General features: G+C 57.8%; 17 protein-coding genes. 5 read left to right on the forward strand and 12 right to left on the reverse strand.

Features of this window, described 5'->3' with window-relative positions; translation table 11 throughout:
• Positions 1-54: 54 nt before the first annotated feature.
• The 7 genes from GSQ82_RS21785 to GSQ82_RS21820 all read right to left on the reverse strand — a co-directional run bounded on the left by GSQ82_RS21785 (position 55) and on the right by GSQ82_RS21820 (position 8,713).
• Positions 55-963 (reverse strand): hypothetical protein, encoded by a 909-nt coding sequence (locus tag GSQ82_RS21785; RefSeq protein ID WP_158794399.1) that lies wholly within the window; start codon positions 961-963, stop codon positions 55-57.
• A complete protein-coding gene (locus tag GSQ82_RS21790; protein ID WP_158794400.1) occupies positions 960-2,792 on the reverse strand; it encodes a hypothetical protein in 1,833 nt (610 codons plus the stop codon). Before GSQ82_RS21790 ends, GSQ82_RS21785 begins: the two co-directional genes overlap by 4 nt.
• Before the next feature lie 96 nt (positions 2,793-2,888).
• A complete protein-coding gene (locus GSQ82_RS21795; RefSeq protein WP_158794401.1) occupies positions 2,889-3,038 on the reverse strand; it encodes a hypothetical protein in 150 nt (49 codons plus the stop codon).
• Positions 3,039-4,568: 1,530 nt separating this feature from the next.
• A complete protein-coding gene (locus GSQ82_RS21805) occupies positions 4,569-5,585 on the reverse strand; it encodes a serine hydrolase (RefSeq protein WP_158794403.1) in 1,017 nt (338 codons plus the stop codon).
• Between the two features lie 66 nt (positions 5,586-5,651).
• Positions 5,652-7,112 (reverse strand): amidohydrolase family protein, encoded by a 1,461-nt coding sequence (locus GSQ82_RS21810; protein ID WP_216847154.1) that lies wholly within the window; start codon positions 7,110-7,112, stop codon positions 5,652-5,654.
• Positions 7,113-7,628: 516 nt separating this feature from the next.
• A complete protein-coding gene (locus tag GSQ82_RS21815) occupies positions 7,629-8,090 on the reverse strand; it encodes a glycoside hydrolase family 30 beta sandwich domain-containing protein (RefSeq protein ID WP_158794404.1) in 462 nt (153 codons plus the stop codon).
• On the reverse strand, positions 8,087-8,713 hold the full coding sequence (locus GSQ82_RS21820; protein ID WP_158794405.1) for a carboxypeptidase-like regulatory domain-containing protein: 627 nt from the start codon (positions 8,711-8,713) through the stop codon (positions 8,087-8,089). Before GSQ82_RS21820 ends, GSQ82_RS21815 begins: the two co-directional genes overlap by 4 nt.
• A gap of 132 nt (positions 8,714-8,845) precedes the next feature.
• Between GSQ82_RS21820 and GSQ82_RS21825 the strand changes: the two genes are divergently transcribed.
• Positions 8,846-10,414 (forward strand): transcriptional regulator, encoded by a 1,569-nt coding sequence (locus GSQ82_RS21825; protein WP_256370108.1) that lies wholly within the window; start codon positions 8,846-8,848, stop codon positions 10,412-10,414.
• Between the two features lie 38 nt (positions 10,415-10,452).
• A complete protein-coding gene (locus GSQ82_RS21830; protein WP_158794407.1) occupies positions 10,453-11,040 on the forward strand; it encodes a PD40 domain-containing protein in 588 nt (195 codons plus the stop codon).
• 37 nt (positions 11,041-11,077) lie between these two features.
• Here GSQ82_RS21830 and GSQ82_RS21835 read toward each other — a convergent pair whose 3' ends face one another.
• Positions 11,078-12,478 (reverse strand): lipopolysaccharide biosynthesis protein, encoded by a 1,401-nt coding sequence (locus GSQ82_RS21835; protein WP_158794408.1) that lies wholly within the window; start codon positions 12,476-12,478, stop codon positions 11,078-11,080.
• A 217-nt stretch (positions 12,479-12,695) separates the two neighbouring features.
• Here GSQ82_RS21835 and GSQ82_RS21840 point away from each other — a divergent pair, with 217 nt between their 5' ends.
• Complete coding sequence (locus GSQ82_RS21840; RefSeq protein ID WP_158794409.1) at positions 12,696-13,889, forward strand: glycosyltransferase family 4 protein; 1,194 nt, start codon at positions 12,696-12,698, stop codon at positions 13,887-13,889.
• On the opposite strand, the gene GSQ82_RS21845 is transcribed toward GSQ82_RS21840, so the two are convergent.
• Positions 13,866-15,050, reverse strand: coding sequence for a glycosyltransferase family 4 protein (locus GSQ82_RS21845; protein ID WP_158794410.1), 1,185 nt, complete (start codon positions 15,048-15,050; stop codon positions 13,866-13,868). The two genes, GSQ82_RS21840 and GSQ82_RS21845, sit on opposite strands and share 24 nt — an antisense overlap.
• Positions 15,051-15,133: 83 nt before the next feature.
• On the opposite strand from GSQ82_RS21845, the gene GSQ82_RS21850 reads away from it, so the two are divergent.
• Together GSQ82_RS21850 and GSQ82_RS21855 are read left to right on the forward strand one after the other, a co-directional pair.
• Positions 15,134-16,570, forward strand: a complete 1,437-nt coding sequence (locus tag GSQ82_RS21850) for a glycerate kinase (protein WP_158794411.1) — start codon at positions 15,134-15,136, stop codon at positions 16,568-16,570.
• A gap of 246 nt (positions 16,571-16,816) precedes the next feature.
• Positions 16,817-17,356 (forward strand): N-acetyltransferase, encoded by a 540-nt coding sequence (locus tag GSQ82_RS21855; protein WP_254061912.1) that lies wholly within the window; start codon positions 16,817-16,819, stop codon positions 17,354-17,356.
• 24 nt (positions 17,357-17,380) lie between these two features.
• Here GSQ82_RS21855 and GSQ82_RS21860 read toward each other — a convergent pair whose 3' ends face one another.
• From GSQ82_RS21860 to GSQ82_RS21870, 3 genes are all read right to left on the reverse strand, one after another.
• Positions 17,381-19,951, reverse strand: a complete 2,571-nt coding sequence (locus tag GSQ82_RS21860) for a DUF3536 domain-containing protein (RefSeq protein WP_158794412.1) — start codon at positions 19,949-19,951, stop codon at positions 17,381-17,383.
• Between the two features lie 83 nt (positions 19,952-20,034).
• The gene (locus GSQ82_RS21865; protein WP_216847156.1) at positions 20,035-21,261 is read right to left on the reverse strand and encodes a hypothetical protein; all 1,227 of its coding nucleotides are present in this window, start codon (positions 21,259-21,261) and stop codon (positions 20,035-20,037) included.
• Positions 21,262-21,263: 2 nt separating this feature from the next.
• Positions 21,264-21,968, reverse strand: a complete 705-nt coding sequence (locus GSQ82_RS21870; protein WP_158794413.1) for a DNA-3-methyladenine glycosylase — start codon at positions 21,966-21,968, stop codon at positions 21,264-21,266.
• Positions 21,969-22,399 lie beyond the last annotated feature (431 nt).

The raw sequence follows: 22,399 nt of genomic DNA on the forward strand, positions 1-22,399 counted from the left end.
TCCTTTGAGTGTTGTGCAAGCTTGGAGGTGATGGTTTTGGTGAAAGAGCCCGGCTTACGTGCCGGGGGTAGACGGGGCGATGAGAGTAGCAACATCGACCGAGCAGGTGAAGTTGAGGGTGCGTCTTTCAGGCAGCGAGAGACTCAGGTTGATAGGGAAGGTCTTGAGGTATTGAGCATCGCTGCCTAATTGGGTGAGTTTGTCGCCGATGATCGTGTCGAGCTTGTCGCGAAGTTTCTGAGCGACCTGCTGAACGAGAGCCGGGGAAACGTGGGGCGTGTTGGACTCGACGAGTTTGAGGCTGCCCCGCGCGATGGCGGCCTCCAAGGCTGCGACGCGGGCCTGCTGGGTGATGGGCGGGGGGGGAGGCGGATCGGGCTTCTTCCTGCTAAAGAAGCCGCCAGAGCTGGGTTCAGCCGGTGTGGGCGCCAGGGACTTGATGGTGGTTGTGAGATCACCGGTTGCGGTGGCGGAGGCGCTTTCCTCCAGAGTCAAAGCTCCGCTGTAGCTGAGGATGAAGATGCCCTGCTCGCCGGTCAGTGCCTGGGCCACAGCCTGGGCAGCAGGGGTGGTCAGGCTTCCACTAAAGACGGCGCGGTTGGATGAGGTGCCGGAGGCGGGGTTGGGTCCGATGGTAACTGCAGGCGCGCCGGGAACGGCCACCGTGAGAGTGGCGGTGACATTCTCAAGCGTGGCTGGGTTTACGGTGGGGCTGGTGAGGCCAGGATAGCGGTTGGCAATTTCCTTCTGGACAGCCAGGAGCGCGGCGGGGTCCGGCTGCCAGGAGGCCTCGCAGGTGAGCACAGCACCGGTGGGCATGGAGAGCAGAGTGACCTTCGCTTTGCCCTGCGAGGTTTCAAGCGTAGGGGTGCTGGAGATGACGGCGAAGGTGGCATCTTTCGGCAGGCCGACGGGAAAGCAGTAAAGAGAACCGACGGTAAAGCCCTCGGGTAGGTCATTCATTTCGGGTGTTCCTCCTGGGATATGGAATTGGGTTCGAGGGTGGCGACAAGCCCGGTGCCTTCGCGATGAATGTCGATGAGAGCGTTGGTTTGCGACGGGAGGAAGGTAGACCAGGGTGCGGCAGAGTCGTCATCCTGCCCGGTGTACAGACGAAAGCGATAGCGACTGGCGAATAGGTTGGTGGCGAAATAGCCGAACGTGATTTGTGGCTGGTCCGGTGTGAAGACGAGGATGACCGAATTCCCGTTGGGGGATTCGGCGGCGAACTCGAGGCTGGCTGAAGTGAGATCGTCATGGAACGTGACGGAGGGACGGACCACCTGGGTGCCATAGTCCGGGAAGGACGAAAGGTCCAGATCGAGAGAGCGGCAGGGTAGTTCGAGCCTGAGGAGGCTGTCGGGATGAGAGAGATCGTGCGCGGTGATAAACCAGCGGGCCTCCGGGTCGAGAGCCGGGACGAGGAAGGTGACGGCGGGCTGGGCTGAGGTGAGAGTGGAGGAGAGGGTCGAATCCGTCGAACAGATGAACGAAAGAGCGGCCTGCTGGAGGAGAGCGGTGGTGGCGCGCAGGGTGACGGTGGGGACCGGAAGCTTACTGGCGTCGAGGAACAGGTAATCGCTGAGGCCATCCAGCCATGGGCTGTCGGTCTGGTCTTCTTCCGTGATGACCGATAGATAAAAGACGTAGGGCTTGGGGCCTTCGATCTTCTGATACTTGAGATTCATGCTGGAAGCTTCGGGAGGGGCGGGATAGAGCCTGATGGACTGGCTGGTGGTGCGGCCGGAGAGCGAAAGGGTCTTCTCGACGTTGACGGTGAGTTGCACGGCGGCACAGTTGGAGATATAGGCCGGCATGCCGGAGACGATCTGGATGTGGCGGGTGCGAAGCTGGTCGGGGAAGAAGGGAACGCGGGTGAACCCGGTGACGCGGTCGCGGGTTGTGGTGTTGAGGATGAAGCTGAAGGGATCGAAGCGGAAGAAGACCGGAACCTCCGCAAGGAGAGGAGTGCGTAGGTCCCAATAGCTGACGACAGGACCGGCGGGGAGTTGCAAGGTGATGGTTGGGCCGTCGAAGATGCTGGCGCAGGGGGCGAAGCAGCCAAAGGCCTGGCGGATACGGCCGGCGAGGGCAAGGCCGAGGCTTCCGTTGGCGTGGTCGGGTGGGTTGTCAAACTGGAAGCAGCCGGTGGGAGGGCGGTCGCAGAGCTTGACCAGGGCATCAAAGGGAACGGTATTGGAGCCAGGGTTGAGGGCAGCCAGGAGCCTGGGGAGTAGTTTCGCGGCGTCAAAGCGTACGCTGCACTCGAGGCGGGGAAGGACGGCAGCGAGGCTGCACTCGATGGCCGCACGAGCCACCGTGACTGCGCCGGTGTCGAGTGCCGCGTAAAGGAGACGCGCCGTGAGCGCTGAGATGCGGGTGTCGAGGGTGGCACGGCGTGCGCCTTCCCAGGTGAAGGGGACGGATTCATGGGAGTCGCCACACTCCAAGTGGCAGAAGGTGCCGGTGGTGAAGGCGATGGGCATAAGCGCGGCGCCAAGATGCTGCTGGCGGAGAAGCTGATGGGCGGCTTGGAGGTCTCCGCTTTGCTCAAGGCTCATGCGGACCATGGCGTAGAGGCTATTGCCGGGGTCAGGATCGTTTTGGTCGGAGAAGAATTCCAGGAAGAAATCAGGCGAACCATCCTTCAGGGTGGCAAGGTTGCTGGCATTGGGCAGCGCGAAGAAGATGCCGGCATCTGCATAGCCGGGAAGAAGCTTGAAGTCATGAGCGATGAGGGTGGATTGCCAGTCGGGCATTCCTTGAGCCGAGATTTCTGAAGGTTCTGGCATTGGTTCCACGAGTCATCCGAGTTGGCTGGTGCAGAAGTTTGGGGTCGAGTGGGAGATAGTTTCGGAAACTATCTCCCACTGGGAAGCGAGAAGGAGCTATATGCAAAGGACGGCAGGTAGCTTGCTTGCCTTATCCTTGGTGGCGATGCCATAGATGCGCTTTGCATCCGAGTCATTTTCAGTCTGGTCGGTAGAGGCCATGTAGCCACAGAGCTTAGGGTGATTGGTTGTAGAAGTGGCGGCCATGCGAAGTCTCCTCCGTTCGGTTTGTTACTGCGGGCCGGACTAGCTCAGGTCCCTGTGCCACAGCACGTTTTGCCTGTTCCTGTATATCTGTCCGCGAACTTTCTATACGCTAGGGCCTCGGTGCACGCTTCGCATTCCGCAAACGGACCAGGATGTTCTTATGTTCCGGCGCTCCATCCTGCTCACACCCAGATGGGCGATCCGTATATGCTTCGAGACCCCCGCGGGTGTCGTCTGCGGCGCGAGCGGCTATCGCAAAGTGTCTTGAGTGGCTGAGATGAGTTGGGATTTCCAACAAGTTCGCTAGGGCCTGCCTCCAGATCTCTACCGCGCCCGCAAGATACCGGTGGCCATCAACGTCTCCTGCTCAATTCGGTCGGCCGAAGCCACCTGTCCGCAGACCAACGAACCTGCTCTGGAACTTCTTCAACTAGCGAGAACAGGCCCAATGCGCTCATTGAGCGCAGCAGGTTACGCGTTAGAAGTAAAGATGACGCTGCAACCCGACGAATGGAAGTTTCGGATTCATGGTCTTAAAGCAGCTGGACTGCACTAAAGTCGTGTCTTGCACAATGTGGAGATTCTTAGAGGATTCAACTTTGCAATACTGGCCAGATGCAGAGTTCGCCAAACAGTCCGCAGTGCTTCCGCGGACAGTATCGTTGATGTCTCGCCGTCAAGGAGTTCAAGGCACCGCTGCAGGGTCTGACGACACGCCTGGAATGCATGGTCGGATCTTGAAGAACTGCTCCATGCTCAACACGCGTGGTATCGAGAACTCTGAATTCACCTCGCGTTGGGCCTGTAAACGACGATTCAAGCTGGGCCGAGCTCTCCGCTTTTGCGTTCAATCAGCGGCGTAGAGAGTGGTCTGTACCATCTGGTTTCAATGAGTCGCGTTACGTTGCCGAAATTATGGAAGAGGTCATTGGCTCGATCGCCCGATAGGGCCTACCATTATTTCAACAAGTTATGAGTTTCAAAAATCCTAAAAGATTTTCTAGCCCCGAAAGTTCGAAAATCGTGTACTAGGCCCGACCATTTATTTCCTTATTCGTATTGCTCTGGACTCAAGGGCACATCTGTGGGGCCAGAAAGGTCCACATGAGTCCAGAGGCGTACTGCGACCTTTTCTAGTCGCCTTCTGCTGCATGTTTCTCGCTGGCAAACTTATGTGGTCTTCACCAACGTTCCTGTCGGCTGTAGCAGAGTGGCAAGAGTTCTCCTGAACTTATGGCGGCCAAATCAGTGTGGCAGCATCAGTTTGAACAGCTTCTTCCGGGCACCGGTTCAATATCGATGTATCACAGCGGTGAGTCGCCTGTGGCTTCGGAGTTCCGCAGTGGTCTGGCAACAAGATGATGGGAGTTAGCCTTGGTGCTGCCGATGCTCGACTCTCCGAAATCATGCAGACCGTTGATGCTTAAGGTAACGCTCACATCCAGAAGGCCATTCGATAGAGATCTGGTTGTCACAGCGTGGCCTCTCGGCTTTCGTTACGGAGTATCTTCCATTCTCGAGATCGAGGTTCTAGTGGACTGGAGCTGTATCTTGAAAGTAGTCGTAAGTCTCGCGGGCGGTGCGGGCAATGAACTCCTCAGCTTGCTCCGTCTGCACCTTGGAATTTGCTTTCAGGGTATAGACGGATATAACAATATGTTGATTGCCAGCATAGAGGATGCCTACATCATTGGTTACATCGCCAATAGTTCCGCTCTTGGATGCGATGGCCACGTCTTCCAGGTAACGTGGAATTCTTGTCTTTAGCTGCTGATTTTGCATGATCGCGAGCATATCCTGCGAGGATTTCTCGCTTACCACCTCTGACTTGAATATCTTCATTAACAGGTCGCCCATCGCTCGCGGGGAAGCATGATCGCGCGGATCGTCTGTGAGGGTCTTGTCTGCTTTATCCATCTGCTCGCGAGTTAGAGGACTTTTGGAGAGACTGCGATTCTTGACCAGATCTGCTGCGGATGCACCGCGTGAGCTTGGTTCCGCTGCGGCGAGCCAGTCTCCGATAATCTCCAGCGTGGGCCGATCGACGCGGATGTTGGGGATTCCAAGCTGTTGCAAGGTGGCCGTGACTCTCGCTCCTCCTCCTACTCGTTTCAACAGCAGATCGGTAGCTTCGTTGTCGCTGACCGTAATCATCATGAGCACCAGATCGTGAATTGTCGGCGCCAGGCCAGGAGTCATGTAGCGCAAGAGGCCGCTGCCTGGGCGAAGCTCGTTTTCTGTGAGTGGAACTCGCTCGGTGAGTGAGAGTCGGCCAGCTTCAACATCGCGAAACACCTGGGTCATGATCGCTACTTTGTATGTGCTGGCCATGGGAAATTCGTCGTCTGCGTTGATGCCAACTTGTGCGCCCGTTTCGATGTTCCGTACGAGTATTCCTACTTTTCCTGGGAAGCCAGCGGCGAGATGTTGGACCCGTCGCTGCAAGACTTCGGTATTTGGCGAAGATGGTCCCTGGCCATGCAGCATAGCGGGAGACAATACGAAGAGCAGAATGGAAGTGACAGAGAATCGATAGCTCTTATTCATCTTTATAAACGCTCCTATTCTCTTTCTTGTTTTACTTACTAAGCTGCAAGAAAACACGATTGGGGATTAGTGTTGTGTCGCTGTGATGGGTTTGCCAGGAAGCTTATTGGAGACGAGTTTGCCGTCTTCGATGATTGGAACGCCTTGAACGAAGACATACTTCATTCCGGTGCTGGTTTCGACGGGATGACTATAGGTAGAACGATCGGCTACAGTTGCGAGATCAAATGCAATGATGTCGGCGTCCGCACCTGGTTGTATGCGGCCTTTTCTCGCACCCATGGGTGTGGATGCAACAAGGCGTTGTGCTGGCATGAGACTCATCTTGCGAACGGCGTCACTCAGGGTCAGACTTTTCTGCTCACGCACATAGCGTGCGAGAATCCGGCAGTAGGTTCCAGCCTCACGAGGATGACCACGCTCGCCATCGCTGGCGATCATGACGAGGGGATTGCGTATGTCATTGTCTACGGTAGTTTCATCGTTCATAAAGAGCAGAACTCCCTGGGGCTTAGGATCTGCGTGAAGTTGCTCGAAGCGTTCGCGAGTGAGTCTCTCGCCAGTGTCAGGCAAAGCAAGGTCGTGGTATGAGATGCCAAATTTTTCCTGCCAGCCAGGATTGAAGAGGGCGGAGTTGATCTGCGTCATACCCGCTACGTATGGATAGGCCTCGGTTGTGACGTCGAGGCCGCGAGCACGTGCTCCAGCAACCATTTGCAGACATAGAGACGCAAGCTTCAGGCAACTGCTATTAATGTGAACGATGTGCAGCGGCGCGCCGGTGACTGCGGCAGCAGCAATCACTTCGCTGACAGCCTCAATGCTTCCGGGGTCCGCTGCGCCCGCACTGCGGATGTGAGTGTAGACGGGCAGATGATAACTCGCAGCGAGTTGAAAGATCTGAATCACTTCGGCACGGTTCGCTCCCGGCACATATTGGATACCCATGCCTATACCGAGTGCGCCGGCCTGAATCTGTTCGCGCAGGATGGACTCTATCTGCTGAATCTGCTCTGGCGTGGCGGGGTTGTTCGTGCCTGGACCAGCGTGCGGAAGGATCTCGCCATTCGGCACGGGAGTGTGAAAGGCTGTGGCGCGCGCAGAGTCGTAGTTCGCGGTAGCTCCGTAGTTGATGAGGGTTCCGCCGGCACGTTCGGAGAGATAGGTAGGAACGTCGCGCGCGCCGATCTCCATCTCCAGTGCAGAGGTGACGCCGTCGAACGCTTTCAGACGGTAGTCTTCGGGCTCCTGGCCATGCTGATGAAGGTCGATAAATCCAGGGCTGACGATCAAGCCGGTGGCATCGAGAATCCGCTTGCCATGAAGCTCTTCTGAAGACACCGCTGCGATAGTATTTCCTGTGATCCCGATATCACGAATGGCGTCGAGACCTGTCTCCGGATCGATGACGCGGCCGCCATGAATGACGAGATCATAGGCGACGGTCGGACCCTGGCCAAATGCCAGTAGGCTGACGCTCAACAACGCCATCATAGCGATGACAGAGGAAGGTAGGTTTGATTTCATACATAACTCCTGCTGTGCTCGAAGGCTACTTCCATAGATGAGAACGTTAACCTGCAGAGAGAACGCATAGGCGAAGGCGCCCATGCGATGCGTGTAAGCACCCGACAACGAGACTTCCTCTATCGGCAGGTAGGTGAGGCCATATGGTTGAAAAGTAGAAGCTCTCGGTCTGATCGTAGATCATCTTCTGACACGAGCGTAGATCTACTCGAGAACCCTGGAGGACGTGAGTTGGAGTTCTGCGCGGTCACGTCGCCAGGAATGAAACAAATATTGCGTATTGATACAAGAGTGATATGCGCAACTCTAGGGCAGAGTTCCGTGGGTGTCAATAAAAAAAATACAGGACTATATCCGCTTTCTCAAGCAATGAATTCGATACCTGAGAAGGTGGCCAAATATGTATCGGCTTCATCTCGATGCGGAAAATGGAGAGTCACGACGAATCAGGTAGGCTATGTAACATTTGCTGCAGGAAGAGCTTTTACAGCAATCCGGTTTTAGTTGCCAAATCGGCTAATGCTTTGGCGACCAGATGTAGGTCGCGAGTGCGCCTGGCGGCAGCGAGCCCTGGAAGGTCTTTGTCTTCCATTTCACGTCGAAGGTTGTTGTGTCGTTTCGATCGTTTAAGATCAGCAGGGCGATCGATCCGTCGACGTTCTGAAAGGCCACACTCTCCAGGCTCTCACTTCCGAGGGATGACGAGTCGATACGAGTTGCTCCGGGGTGGACGAACTTGCTTGCCTGTGCCAATGCATAAAAGTCGCCGGTGTAGGTAACGCGCATCTGTTTCGTGTCTAACGTCACCAGTCCACGGCACGTCCCGCAGCCGCCGGCGTGTGGGTTGTGGTCGGTGTCGAGCACAATGCCCCAGAGTGCCACGGCCTTTGCCCAGTTGCGAGTGGAGTCGATGAGCAGATGAGCCGTAACCTCGAGGGGAGGCTTCTTCTGCCACGTGCCGCCGGAGCACTCCGTCATCCATATTCCCTTGTCCGGAAACCTATCGTGAATGACGCTCTGAGCGCTCGGCTTGCCTCCGTAGCAGTGCAGTGCGGACCCGGCCATGAACGGAGCGGCTGTAGGATCGGAGAGTATTTCGAGAGGATATTCGTCGCCTGAATCTGGAGCTGGCCGGAGTCCGCAGTTACGGTGACGCTGGTGGCCTCGGCGCCTACCTTCAGGACGAAGGTACCCGCATTCAGCTTGTCGGCAGAGCTAAGTATGACGCCATCTTTTTCGAGCGTCTCGAAGCCCTTGGCCGTTACGGTGAGGTGGTAGTTGGCGCCGGGAAGGTTCGACAGAGAGAAGGTTCCGTTCTCGCTTGAGGTCACGGTGCGCGTGATTCCAAGGTTGGGTGAGGTGGCGGTCACCTTGGCGCCGGGGATAATGGCTCCCGATGTATCCTGAACAGAGCCGAGAATGGTACCCGATGTGACCTGCGCGACCGCCGGGAGGCAGAAGGATAGCAGGGTGAGCACTGCGGCAAATACAATCTTATAAAGCGGAGGAACGGCCGAACCTTCAGCCGACAGGATTCGGGTGCGACCCGAACCGTCATTAACGAATCTATTAAAGCTGTACGATCTTTTAGGTTGATTCACTTGGCATCCTTTAAGAAAAACAATTAAGGCAACAACGAACGATCCGAACCCTACGCATACGCCATCAGGATGATCCTGAAGAGAGAGTGATGCTTGTATGAGGTTTTCCTGATGGGAAGTAAATGTTTTTAAATGAGTAAGTTGAAGGAAAGCGGCATAAGGGTGGACGAGCGCAGGGCAGACTTCCGGGTGGGAGATTGGACAGTCCAGACGGAGCTCAATTCACTGACAAGGGACGAAGAAGTACGTCATATCGAGCCCAAAGTCATGAAAGTGTTGCTTACGCTCTCCGCTCAGCAAGGCCGGGTCGTCACCAAAGAGGAGCTGATCTCCACGGTTTGGCCCGACACCTTTGTCAGTGACGACGTCCTCACTCGATGCATCTCGATCCTTCGGGGCATCACCGAGGATGATCCGCATACTCCGCACTTCATTCAAACGATCCCGAAAGTCGGCTACAGGCTGGTGGCTCCGGTCTCAGAGATTCCTGCCGAAGCTCAAGCCGATCTACCGTCCGTCGGAGCTGAACCGGCTGCTGTGCTTCCTCAGGTGGATTCGCAGACGGCACGCCGGCCTGGTCGCAACATTTGGTGGACCGTCTCGGTCGCAGGGCTGATCTTCGCTATGCTGCTCGCGATGTGGTTTTACCACCGAAGCAGGGCAAAGCCAGCCGGCGCTACTCTATCCTTTCGGACGATCCAGTTCACCTCCTACTCCGGGGAGCAGATTCAACCTGCGTTCTCACCGGATGGGAGGCAGATCGCATTCGTTTGGATCGCCGAGAACTCAGCCTCCCGGCGAATCTATATTAAGACTATCGGCACCGAAGAGGTAAAGCAGCTGACCTCCGACTCAGACGAGCAGTTCAGCCCTGCCTGGTTGCCGGACGGGAGGCAGATTGCCTATCTGGCAAGTTCAAGCGACGGTCTTAGTCTCTCCGTGGCGTCCGTGAACTCGCAGACGACTCCGCGTAAGCTGCTGATCCCGCAGGAGCCGAGCCACTGGGAGCAGGGTGCGCTCTCCTGGGCTCCCTCGGGCAAGTCGCTGATCTATCCCGACCACTCCGGCACTGCTCCCGACTCTTCGATCTTCCTTCTCGATCTGCATACCTTTAATACAATGTCTATCACTACGCCACCTGCGGGCTGGGAGGGCGATCTGAACCCGGCGTACTCGCCTGATGGCAGATGGATCGCATTTACAAGGGCGAGCGAGACCGCTGTCCGGGACATCTACTTCATGTCCACCTCCAGTGGTGAGTTGCACCAGCTCACGCACGACCATATGAACATCGACAGCCTGGCCTGGACCGCAGATAGCTCTTCGATCATCTTCTCTTCCAACCGCGGCGGTAAGTACGGTTTTTGGAAGATTGGATTGAAAGATAAGGGGCCGGAGCGCCTGCCTGTGGGAACTGAAGACGCCTATCAGCCGGCGGTTGGACCGAAGCCCGGGGAGCTGGCCTACACTCAGGGCTCCGCCATCTGGAGCATCCTTCGCTTTAGGCAGGGCTCCAGCAAAGAGAGTTCGGTTAAGTCCGACGCGGTTCTGACCTCAACTCAGCAGGATTCAGCGCCGTCTCTCTCGCCCGATGGAAGCTACTTTGCCTTTCAGTCAAGGCGCTCGGGCAATCAGGAGATATGGATCGCCTCTCAGGCTGGAGACCAACTCAGGCAACTTACCTTCAGGCTGGTCCGCTGACTGGGAGCCCTTCGTGGTCCAATCATGGCGACAAAATCTTGTTTGACTCTCGTCCGGGAGGCCACTCACACGTCTTTTGCGTACCTGCTGCTGGCGGACGTCCTAAGCAGCTCACCTTTGGCGATGCGAACGACATTACTCCGAGATGGTCGCATGACGATCAGTCCATCTACTTTCGCTCTAATCGAGGTGATCGGTGGCAGCTTTGGCGCGTGTCGGCAGCGGGAGGGGATCCGCAGCCTGTGACCACTGGCGATGGAATCGTTCCGCAGGAGTCGCCCGATGGTAGATGGCTTTATTACACTCGCGGAAACGAGGACGGCATCTGGCGTGTTTCACCTTCGGGCGGAGCGGAGACGCAGATTCTGACTCAGCCGTCTGCAGGCTATTGGGGATACTGGCAGGTGACTTCGAGGGGGATCTTCTATCTTGATCGCGGCGTCTCTTCCAGCGCAATTCGCATCTTCAATCCCGAGACAAAGGTGACATCGCTCTACACGGCGCTCAAGCAGATGCCTCCCACATACTCTGGGCTTGCTGTCGCTCAGGACGGAAAGATCGTCTTGTTGACCGATCAGCACGACGCCGGAAGGCATGTCACTCTCATCCAGGCAATAGAGCAGTAAGCGCGTGCGGTATAGGCCTTCCAGCCTTAGGCGATCTTCAGCTCTTCAGAGTGGGTCTTGACTGTCTGATGCGGGATAGCAGATTTGCGGGGAGCAGTGATGGCGGATAGTGGAAGAGGCTGCCCAGAAATGCCGGCAAGGTGTCGTGGGAGATACGCAGGCAGGCTGGGATGACGTAGAGATTCATTACGATCTCAGATACGAGCAGGGATGCGGCCGCTCCGAATAGACCGTAGTAGTGAGCGAGGATGAAGCAGAGAACGCAGGTGAGGCCGGTTCCCAGGATGTAGTAGGCGGCGAGCCGCTGGTGCTGGTTGGTAGAGGTCATCAGGGTGGAGCCTGTGGACCATAGCGAGTAGGAGATAACGGACAGAAGAAGAATGGCGAGGAGTGGCCGGCTGGGTGGAACGCGTCCTCCGGTCCAGTGGGTGAGGAACCAGGGACCAAATGACATCATGATGACGACGACTACGATGGCGAAGATAAGCGCGAGCTGGCAGGCTCTGCGTAAGAGGGTGCGGGTGAGATCGTAGTTGAGCGCTCCGAAGGCGATGGTCATCTCGGGTTCAAAGGTGCTGTTGATCATCTGCACCATCTGGAGCGCTACACGGGAGACGGTTCGTGCGGTGCTGAAGACGACGACGGCGACCGGTCCGAGGGCGTAGCCGACGGCGAGAAGAGTGCCTTGCAGGTTGAGGGCGTTTCCGATGGGGAAGCCCATGAATGCGATGGCAGGCCGGACTAACTTGCGGATCTCGGCGAGTTGGGCGTACCGCCAGCCGAAGCGAATCCATGGAATGTCACGGCGAACGAGGATGCTGAGCAGAATGGTGCCGGCGACGTTGGCGATGGAAAAGACGAGGGCTGTTACGCGGGTTCCGGATCCGAGAATGACGGCTACGATCATGCTCGCGAATGCAGAGAGAGACATGATGGTCTTGATGAGCGAGCCGAAGGGATATCGGCCGATGCAGCGATAGGCGGATTGGAGGAGCTGCTCCAACTGGCCCAACAGGACGGAGACGCCGAGATAAAAGATGATCCACTTGGTGTCGGATTCGCTGATGGCGGTGAACCGAAGGAAGTAGCGGGCGGGGAGAAAGTAGAGAACTCCGCTGAGCAGTGCGATGGTGGCTGTGCAGAGGGCTGCGATGAGCCACCAGCAGCTCTGGAAGACTCGGAGCGCGCCGTCGAAGTCGTTGCGGGCGACCGACATCGTCATCTCGTTGCCTGCTACAGTGCCGAAGCCGGCATTGCTAAAACTGAGATAGGCGGGAATGGAGTTTACGATCATCCATTCGCCGTAGAGGGGCACGCCCCAAAAATGAAGGAAGACCGGTACCTGAATCAGTTGAATGACGCTTGACGCAACTTTGCTGACCCAACCGGTGATGAAGCCAAGCAACAAACGCCGCTTTACTGGTCCTTCAATATTCATCGGTGGTTCTTGTTTCCTCAATCAGTAAATATTGCGTTGAGAGCGCCCCGCACTGTCAGCGAAATGAATTAAGAAGTAGCTAGTTAGAGTGTAACTTGTGTGCCGCGTGGTCTATTTTTGCCGTGATCCTGCGACTGGATAGGGTTGCCGGATTAAGAATAAAGGCGCGTCGTCATCGGCTTGCTGGTGCCCGGATGAAGCGTTAGTATCCCAAAAGATGTCTAAACCGCTGAAACACCTGCTGATGACGACGCTTGAAGATGCTTATCATCCGGGGTCGTGGAGTGGCATCGTCTACTCGCTGCGGTTGGCGCTTGAGCGTAAGGTAGAACGGGTTTCAGTGTTTCAGCCTGACCGGCCAAAGCGCACGCCTTTGAATGTCGCGAAGAGACTTTGGTATGGCGGAGATCCACCGAGATATCCGCTGTCTCTTACCAAGGCGGCTTTGAAGCAGACGGCGAAAGAGGTGCAACGGGAGATCTCGCGGTTGCATCCCGATGCTGTGCTTTCGATTTCGAGCCAGTGCGTAGCTTTCGTCGATAGGCCTGAGATTCCGATATTCACGTTTAGTGATGCGCCATGGATGACATGGCATCAGGCCTACGAGCGTTGGGATCCGCTTCCAGTAAACGGTGTGGAGTTTGCTGCCATAGAGGCGCAGGCAGCCCGGCGGATCGATGGATCGTGTTTTGGCTCGCGCTGGGCCTGCGACGAGGCGGAGAGGCTTTATTCGGCAGATGGGGTCTCTCTGCGGAAGAAAATTCATATGACTCCTCTCGGGGCGAACTGGGTTCCGACGCTGACGAACGAAGAGCTGCTGGCGGCCATTGCTGCGCGGGAGCGGGATCAGATCGAGTTGCTGTATGTCGGAAAAGACTGGGAGAGAAAAGGTGGACCGATGGCGGTCGCCGTGGCTGAGCTACTGCATGCGGCGGGCCACAAGGTGAGGTTGCATCTTGTGGGCTGTCGTCCGGTGCTGCCTGCCGAGATGACAGGGCCGGACGGTTTCATTACGGTGTACGGCACCCTGGATCGGTGGGACGCTGAGCAGAACACTCAATTGAAGGAGCTGTTTTTGCGATCACACTTCCTGTTGGTGCCGACTATCGCAGAGTGTTTCGGTATCGTCTTCGCCGAGGCGCAGGCGTATGGGCTGCCTCCGCTCTCACGATCTGTTCACGCGCTTCCTTCGGTTGTTCTTGATGGAGAGACGGGGTTCCTGTTCGATCGGGAGGCCCCGGCAGGAGCGTATGTCGAAAAGATTCTGGCTCTGATGGCTGATCGCGATGCGTACACGAAGATGGCGCGTCGCGGCCGAGAGTACTTCGAGCAGACGTTGAACTGGGACAAGACAGCGGAAGAGATTGTTCGGTTGATCGCCGAACGATTAGGAAGCGCCGAGGCCGGTTGAATTGCCGGTGATGCGGTGCAGGAGATCTTCCCAGAGATCACCGTAGTGCGTCCAGCCGCCGATTTGGCTTACGCGGTTCGATGCAGCGGCGCTCATGCGGTCGCGAAGGACGGGGTCGTCGGCTAACTGCTGCATGCGATCGGCGATGCCGTCGAGATCGCGGATCGGCAGGATGAATCCTTCGACGCCGTCCGTAAAAAGATCTTGCGATCCGGTGGCCGTGGTGGCGATGATGGGACACCCGCAGGCGAGGGCCTGTCCCTGGACTAAGGCTAGACCCTCTTCAATGCTGGGCAAAACCATGACATGACTTTTACTCATGTAGTCCACCAATTGGGGCTGCGGAACTGTGCCTATGAACTCCACATTGTCCAAAGGGAGAGTTTCGAGGAGAGGCTTGAAGGAGGGTGGCACAGCGCCGATGATGCGCAGCCGCTTGTTGGGATGGCGCAGCCTGGCGAAGGCTTTGAGCAGGTATGGGATGCCCTTGCGCAGCGAGATGCCGCCGACGAACAATACTTCGAAGCGAGCGTCTGGACCGAATGGAGGGGAGCCTACTTTTTTGAAGCGCTCGAGCCGGACACCGTATGGAATGACGTGCATCTTTTCAGGGGCGACACCTTCGGCGAGAAAGCTCTGGCGTGCGACTTCGGATGGGACAACGATAGCGTCTGCCTGTTGATAGATGAGCTCTTCGCGAGCGAGCTCTCGGGCACCATCCGGTATGTACTCCTGCTTCCAGATCTCGTGCTCTTCGCGGAGGATTTTGGATTGGAAGGTGCGGTGGGTTGAGCCCCGGTCGCAGAGAAATTTGCCGCCGCGTTGTTGTACTTTGGCGCCGGTCGCGAGGGCTGCACCTGACAGTGCGATCAACGCATCGCAGGGTGGGATGCGGCTATATGTCCACCGGTCGAAGGTGGTTGCGTTGCGATACGAAAACATGGCTGAGAGCGAGGGCGTCAGAAGGTTTTTTTGGTCGAGAAGAATCTGGGTGGTGTGAACCCAGGGGAAGGTCTCGACGAGGCTGCGTGGAACTGCTTCACGTTTTAGCCGTCTCCAGGGGAAGGTGGAGTAGATGCGCTCGAGATGCCCCCGACGATGGAGTTCGGCAGCAAGCTCAAAGTGGTGGAAGACTCCAAAGGTCGCCTGAACAATTCTCATCGATAGCGAAAGTATACTTGCTCATTTTTGAAGTTTTGCCAATCTGGAAGGGAATGTATCTAATCCACAATGGGGTGTAGCTGATGGGAAGGTTGGACGCGGAGTTGCGCGAGATAGCTTGTGGGCTCTTTCTGCGGTCTCTTGCGGATTGCAGCATCGAGCGGGCGTTTGCCGACAAGGTGAAGCGGGTGTCGGACGGTCGGGGCAGAGAGTTATTGGCGATTGGCGAGGATACGATCGATCTCGAATGCATTCGCCGCATTCGCGTAATCGCTGTTGGCAAGGCTGCGTCCGCAATGCTTCAGGCGCTGCTGCCGTCGCTGCGGGGATTGCCGCGATGCGAGATCTCCGGGGTGTTGATTGCAGGGGATCGTCCGTCTAATCTTCCTGCGGGGTTCGTGTTCTTTGCCGGAGGGCATCCGACACCGAATCAGGCTTCGATCGATGGGGCGAGGGCAGTTTTGGAGGTAGTGCGGGCGCTGCGGGTGGACGGCTCGATGGAGGATGCGCTGTGTCTGTTTCTAATCAGCGGAGGCGCCTCCGCGATGATGGAGCTGCCGCTGGATCCTGCGATTTCGCAGGAAGATACGGTGAGCTTTCATCGCGAGCTCGTGCATAGCGGCGGATCGATCTCAGAGATTAACTGTGTTCGCAAACACTTTTCTGCGGTGAAGGGCGGACGGCTTGCATTGGAGGCTGAGGGTGTTTTGAGCTATTCGTTGCTGGTGTCGGATGTTCCGGAGAGCCAACTGGATGCGTTGGGATCGGGGCCGACGTTGCCGGACAGATCGACGGTGGAGCAGTGTAGGGAGATACTGAAGCGTTACGGATTGATGGAGAGATTTCCTGCATCGGTGCGCGAGTTTTTTCTGTCGCCTCAGCTTCGTGAGACGCCGAAGGCTGCACAGCGCAGCTCGCGGGCGGTGACGATTCTGGCGGCTGAAGATATATCCGAGCTCGTCAAACAGCGGGCGGAAGAGTTGGGATTTTATGCTGTTGTCGATAACACGTGTGATGACTGGGATTACGCGGCTGCGGCGGAGTATCTGCTTCAGCGTCTGCGTGAACTGAGGCGAGAGCATGATGATGTCTGCCTTATCTCTTCGGGTGAGGTTACGGTTCAACTATCGGGCGATGCGGCGGGTGATGTTGATGGGATGGGGAAGCCTGGTGTTGGTGGGCGGAATCAACACTTTGTGTTGTATGCGGCTACGTTGTTGCGGCGCTCGGATGCGTCCGTGGCTGTGCTGTCTGCGGGTACTGATGGTGTCGATGGAAATAGTTCTGCGGCGGGTGCTGTTGTTGACGAGACGACTATTTCCAATGAGAGGCTGCTTGCAGACGCGCGGATTGCGTTGCGGGGCTTTGATTCTGGGGGTTTTCTGGGGGATATGGGGTTGACTGTGTCTACAGGACCTACGGGGAATAACCTGCGCGATCTGCGCATTCTGTTGGCGAGGACGTCGTCGGAGAGCGGGAGAGGGTTGGATGTTCTTTCTCAGGATGAGGGGGGATTTTGAGTATTAGGAGGAGTCGATTTTTGGTGGTTTTTTCTGGGGTGGTATTTGGGTGGGGTTTTGCGATTTTTGGGCGGAAATCGTGGTTTTCTGCTGGGCTGTACGTGGTATTTGGGTGGTGAGTTCGTGGTGTTTCGCTGCTTGTTTTGTGGTGGCGGGTGGTACGCCAAATTTTGGGATAAATTTGAGTCAATCTTGATGTTTGTTGGGTAACTGTTCAGGAGATGTTTTGGGAGGGATGGTTTGGCGGTGAGTGACGTGGCGGTGAGTGAAGTTTCGGTTCGGAGAGGTACGGTGGAGGATGCTCAGGCGCTTGCGCTGGTGGGTAGCGCGACGTTCCTCGATAGCTTTGCCGGGATTCTTGAGGGCAAGTCGATTGTGCAGCACTGCAAGGTGAATCACGCGGCTGAGGTGTATGCGGGTTATCTGGAGCGGCCGGACTGCCGGATATGGCTGGCCGAGACTGCGGTGAAGGAAGGGCCGGTGGGGTATGCGATGCTGACGAAGCCTGACCTGCCGATCGCTGATCCAAGATTGGACGATGTGGAGTTGAAGCGGATCTATGTGCTGACGCGGTTTCATGGCACGGGAACAGGGCGGCGCTTGATGGAGACTGCGATGGATGAGGCGCGAACGATGGGGCGGAGACGGATCTTCCTGGGGGTGTATGGGGGGAATCTTCGGGCGATTGCGTTTTATGAGAGGGCGGGTTTTCGGGTGACGGGGTCGCGGACGTTTCAGATGGGCTTTACGATCTATGACGATCTTGTGCTGGGGCGTGATCTTTAGGGTGTGGATTAGTTGCGAGGGGCTTTAGAAGGCGCTGACGCCTTCTTCTATGACGAGCTGGTCTACGCCGATGTTCATTGTTTTGCCGAGGCGTTTGAAGTCTTCTTTCCACTCGGCGGTCCAGTAGTTCATGTCGCTTCGGCGGAGGAGGTCATTCCAGATGTTCTGGGCCTGCCAGATGTTTACTTCGAAGGGCATGGTGTGGATGGTGTCGGCGACGATGAGGGCTGTGGCCAGAGCGCCTGCGGCAGAGGAGTCGCCTGCGGCGGAGGCTTCGAGGCGGATCATGGCGCGTTTCATGCGGATGCCGGCGGAGTAGCTGAGGATCGGGGTGTCGAGGGTGATCTGATCGTTCTGCGCGCGGGCGAGGAGGGTTTCGATCTCGGAGGGGTCGAAGTTCTCGGCTTCGATGGCGCGGCGCAGGGCGGCGTTGATGGCGAAGCGTGCGGCGGAGGCGAGGGCAGGTGGCGCGGCCATGCCGGTCTCGGTGAGGAAGTGGAGGAGGGAGGCGTGGTCTTCGTAGATCTTGCGAAGGGAGTCCTCCATCTCGGAGATGGTCTGGTTGAGGATGGTGTTGAGGATGCGGTGCTGCTCGTCGGCGAAGAGTGAGGTGAGGGAGTAGGCGGTCTCGCCGAAGGTGCGGTCGATTAGGCGAATGACCTCGGGCAGGTTGGCGCGGCGGATGGCGGTGCCGACTTCAGTGGTGAAGGTGCTGAAGGCGGCGACCTCGGCGGGATTGGCGGAGTCGTAGCGTTTGACGGCGGCGGAGAGGTTCTGGTCGCCGAGGTGGAGGACGGCGAAGCAGATCTCTTCGGTCTCCTCGGTGACGCGGGAGTGAACGAGGGAGCGTCCGAGGGCGAGACGGCCTCGACCGGAGTTGAAGACCTCGTGGGACTCGCGATGGACGTCGAAGCAGAAGAGTTCGCCGTCCTCGGGATAGGACCGGAAGATAGAGCTGATGGCGTAGTGGGCGCCGACCTGTTCGAGGCCGATCTTCATGCTGGTGACGTAGCGGTGGTAGACCTCGGCACCGTCGCCGATGTCGGGAACGTTGCTCTTGGCGCGGCGGAGGATGTCGAGAAAGGGGGCTTCGAGGGCGGCTCCGGGCTGGCCGAAGAGTTCGGCGGCGAGCTGGAGTACGCGGCCGGCGTAGGCGATGATCTGGACGGTCTCGATGCCGGAGATCTCGTCGAAGAACCAGCCACAGGAGGTGTACATGAGCTGGGTGTGGCGCTGGAGTTCGAGGAGCTCGAGCGCGGTGATGCGTTCTGCTTCGGTGAGGACGTGGGTGGCGTGCTCACCGAAGAATCGGTCGATGGCCTCTTTGGAGCGGTCGAGGACGACGTGAATGTAGGCGTCGCGGGCGGCCCAGATGTCTTTGAACAAAGGCTGCGCGAGCTGTTCGGTGAGGGGTGCGGTGGCGTCGCGGAGGAAGTCGAGGGACTGGCGGAGGGGGCCGCGCCACTCCTGGTTCCAGCCGGGTTTGCCGCCGTTGCAGCCGCAGTTGGAGCGCCAGCGTTCGACGCCGTGGACGCAGCTCCATGAGGTGTCTTCGGCTACCTGGGCCTCCCACCTGGGTGGGAATTTTTCGAGGAACTCGCCGTAGTTGGTGAGGTTGGCCTCTGCTCCCTCTTCGATGCAGTGCATGGCGTAGGAGAGCGCCATCTCGCCGTGCTTGTGGTGGTGGCCGTAGCTCTCGCCGTCGGTGGCGACGTGGGAGATTTGAGCGGTCTCGGGATCGTTGGGGGACTGGGGATGAAAGGTGCCGAGGAGACGGCGGGCGAAGTCGTCGCCACTGTTGAGGATGCCTTCGAAGGCGATGGCGCGGGAGCCGGGGCCGTCGTAGAAGAAGACGGAGATGCTGCGGCCTTCGTCGAGGCGGATGAGGTAGGGATGGGTGGGATCGACTGTGGCGTTGGGAGTTTCGGTCCAGGGTTTTTCGGGTTCGGTCGGGGTGTTGGCAGAGGCGGGGCTGGGGGATGCGAGGACGCGGACGCGGGCGCACTGGACGGGGGCGAGGACGGTGAACTTGATGCCCTCCTGCGCCATGAGATCGAGGACGCTGCGGTTGACGGCGGTCTCGGCGAGCCACATGCCTTCGGGTTTGCGGTTGAAGCGGTGTTCGAAGTCGGCGATGCCCCAGCGGATCTGGGTGAGAGCGTCGCGGCGGTTGGCCAGCGGCATGATGAGGTGGTTATAGACCTGGGCGATGGCGGAGCCGTGACCGCTGTAGCGCTGGGCGCTGAACTTGTCGGCGTCGACGATCATGCGGTAGGTGCGGGGGGCTTTGTCTTGCAGCCAGCTGAGGAGGGTGGGGCCGAAGTTGAAGCTCATCCGCGCATAGTTGTTCATGATGCGGATGATCTCGTCTTCTTTATTGGTGATGCGGGAGGCGCCGTTGGGGGCGTAACACTCGGCGGTGATGCGGTCGTTCCAGTCGTGGTAGGGCGCGGCGGAGTCCTGGACTTCGACGGTCTCGAGCCAGGGGTTCTCGCGGGGCGGCTGGTAGAAGTGGCCGTGGATGCAGACGAAGCGCTGGGGTTGGGGCGCTAGGGGAGCAGTAACTTGAGTCGATGATATTTTCTTTTTCGGCATTCGCTTGAATTGGATTCTCTGGCTGGGTAAACAGAAGCGGAAAGTTCGGGACAGCCTCTCTACGAGAGCTCCAGACTGCCAGGTCAGATGCCTAAAAGGTCCATCTCTCCAGTTTGGATTGAATTCAGGCGTCTGGGGATGGCCAGGGTTGTCCGCTCATATTGTGACAGCGCCCAGAGGGAGAATGAAAGGACTGTGACTGCAAGGTAGGAGAGTTCGGAGGGAAGCATGCCGGAGTGCAGCCCCAGAGTCAGGACAGGAGGCGCAAGGATCACGAAGCTGGAGATGCTGAAGAGGAGGAAGAGACGAGGAAGATCCATGCGGACGAAGAAGGAGATGCAGGCGACGGCAAAAGCCAGCAGGGTAAGGGTGAGCTGCGGATGGAGTGCCGCGGGCAGGTAGCGCAGCTTGGCGGAGTTCTGCGAGAGCTGCAGCAACAGGCGCGTGAGGGGGTGAGGGGTGAAGATGGGAAGCGTGATGGCGGCACATGCGGCAAGAGTGAAGGCAGAAAGAATAGAGAGGCGAAGGCGTGTCGTGCGCTGTTGGGCAAGCACAAGCAGAGGAGGCAAAAGAAAGAGATAGAGGATGCGCGAGGACAGGGTGAGGCCAAGGAAGAGTGCTGCTGCAAGCGCGAGAGGGAACGGGCGATCGAGCGAGTAGAGGAAGAGGGAGATGGCGATGGCGATATAGAAGAAGTTGGTGAGGTAGTCGCCGCCGGAGGTGAAATCGCTGAGATTTGCGGGCGCGAACAGGAGAAAGACGGCGAGGAAGAAAAGTGCGGTTGCGCGATAGCGAAAGAGTTGGATGGCGAAGAGGAAGAAGAGCGCGTACCAGAGCAAGTTCTGCCAGGCGGTGTGTCCGAGCGCGAAGAATGGTGCGGCCAGCAGCATGGCTCCGGGTAGGGGGGTGGGGGGATTTCCCAGGAAGGTGCGGGCGTTGTAGGGGTATTGGTGATCACGGACGGCACTGAGCTCCACACGGAGGGCGTCCTCGCGATCAGAGCCGCGGTTGAGAGTGTGTTTCACGGAGATGGGATAGAGGACAGTGAATGCTGCCGTCAGGACAAGAAAGAGAAGCAGGATCCAGCCGGTGCTGATCTGACGTTGGCTCCGGTTGAGCCGGTCAAGCCAATACATGCCGAGAGCAATGAATAAAAGACCGAGCAAGGTGGCGGCTGCGGCTTTGGGGTGGGAGAGGTACTTCCAGATGGGGTGCAGGGAGATGAGTGCCCAGGCGCTGCAGATGCTGAAGATAAGCAGTGGGCGTGCCGGGCTATTCGTGTGTTGGGCTCTATCGCGCGGTGAGATCAAGGCTATGAGTCCAGTTTTCTTGCGGCGAGGTCGCAGGCGCGCCAGAGATACCAACTGGCGACGGAGCACCAGGGCTGCCATTTTTTGGCGCGGCGGTGCATGACGTCTGCTTTGGGGAGGTCCATGGGGGTGGCTTTGTCGGTGGGTTTGAGTTTGCCGAAGGTGAGAGCGAAGCCTTTGCGGACGCCGTAGTCGTCGACGGGCAGGACGTTGGGACGGCCGAGGCGGAAGATAAGGAGCATCTCGACAGTCCAGCGACCGATGCCGCGGACCTGGGTGAGGTGTTCGATGATGGCTTCGTCGGACATGCGGCGGATGCGTGCGAGGGTGGGGACGGTGCCGTCGATGGTCTTGGCGGCGAGGTCGCGGAGGGCGAGGGATTTGTTGTGGGAGAGGCCGGCGGCGCGGAGCTGTTCGTTGGGGCAGTCGAGCAGGTGCTGGGCGGCGAAGTGCTCATTCGATGTGACAGGATAAAAACTTTCGAGCAGGCGGCTGTGAATGGCGGCGGCGGCTTTGCCGTGAATTTGTTGGTAGATGATGCTTTCGACTAAGGCTTCGAAGGGAGATTGTGTGCTGGAGACGCGCATGGTGAATGGGCCTACGCGCTGGATGAGCTTGCCGAGTTTTGCGTCGCGGGCTGCAAGTTCGCTGCAGGCGAGGACTGCGTCGTAGCGGGGCGGACGCGGGTTATTGTGCGGACGCGGCATGATATTGACCGTATCAGAGTGAGCATCAGGAAGAAATAATCGGTGCTGGGGAGCGTGTGGTTGTGGTGCGTGTGGGGGATCGCGGTCGATGTGGTCACGTCGAAGTAATTTGTGCCGATGATGTTTCGTGGATAAGTTCGCTGCGCGACGGAGCGATGAACTCGGACTAGATTGGTTCGCATTTACAAGAGCGATACCTTTCGGGCAGGGTAGATATTGTGGTGATCTACCTGCGAAGGAAGGTAATGCACGAGATGTTGTGCAGCCGTTCGTAGGCTAGTTCGATAATCGGATGTTGCAGGTAAAAAAACAGTTGTGAGTGTATGCGTGGGGTTTTGAGAGAGCTTTTCCACTGCTATACTCGGAGCTTCATAGGTAAGAAATTTAGGGGCATCACCATCGTGGACGCCCCAACCGCCGACGTCGGTACG

This window comes from Granulicella sp. L60, assembly GCF_009765825.1.
Lineage (GTDB): Bacteria > Acidobacteriota > Terriglobia > Terriglobales > Acidobacteriaceae > Edaphobacter.

What these genes read in the sequence shown, in the direction of transcription:
- GSQ82_RS21785 (WP_158794399.1), bottom strand. Translation starts at nt 963, where the DNA reads ATGAATGACCTACCCGAGGGCTTTACCGTCGGTTCTCTTTACTGCTTT.
- GSQ82_RS21790 (WP_158794400.1), bottom strand. Translation starts at nt 2,792, where the DNA reads ATGCCAGAACCTTCAGAAATCTCGGCTCAAGGAATGCCCGACTGGCAA.
- GSQ82_RS21795 (WP_158794401.1), bottom strand. Translation starts at nt 3,038, where the DNA reads ATGGCCGCCACTTCTACAACCAATCACCCTAAGCTCTGTGGCTACATG.
- GSQ82_RS21805 (WP_158794403.1), bottom strand. Translation starts at nt 5,585, where the DNA reads ATGAATAAGAGCTATCGATTCTCTGTCACTTCCATTCTGCTCTTCGTA.
- GSQ82_RS21810 (WP_216847154.1), bottom strand. Translation starts at nt 7,112, where the DNA reads ATGAAATCAAACCTACCTTCCTCTGTCATCGCTATGATGGCGTTGTTG.
- GSQ82_RS21815 (WP_158794404.1), bottom strand. Translation starts at nt 8,090, where the DNA reads ATGACGGAGTGCTCCGGCGGCACGTGGCAGAAGAAGCCTCCCCTCGAG.
- GSQ82_RS21825 (WP_256370108.1), top strand. Translation starts at nt 8,846, where the DNA reads ATGAGTAAGTTGAAGGAAAGCGGCATAAGGGTGGACGAGCGCAGGGCA.
- GSQ82_RS21835 (WP_158794408.1), bottom strand. Translation starts at nt 12,478, where the DNA reads ATGAATATTGAAGGACCAGTAAAGCGGCGTTTGTTGCTTGGCTTCATC.
- GSQ82_RS21840 (WP_158794409.1), top strand. Translation starts at nt 12,696, where the DNA reads ATGTCTAAACCGCTGAAACACCTGCTGATGACGACGCTTGAAGATGCT.
- GSQ82_RS21845 (WP_158794410.1), bottom strand. Translation starts at nt 15,050, where the DNA reads ATGAGAATTGTTCAGGCGACCTTTGGAGTCTTCCACCACTTTGAGCTT.
- GSQ82_RS21850 (WP_158794411.1), top strand. Translation starts at nt 15,134, where the DNA reads ATGGGAAGGTTGGACGCGGAGTTGCGCGAGATAGCTTGTGGGCTCTTT.
- GSQ82_RS21860 (WP_158794412.1), bottom strand. Translation starts at nt 19,951, where the DNA reads ATGCCGAAAAAGAAAATATCATCGACTCAAGTTACTGCTCCCCTAGCG.
- GSQ82_RS21870 (WP_158794413.1), bottom strand. Translation starts at nt 21,968, where the DNA reads ATGCCGCGTCCGCACAATAACCCGCGTCCGCCCCGCTACGACGCAGTC.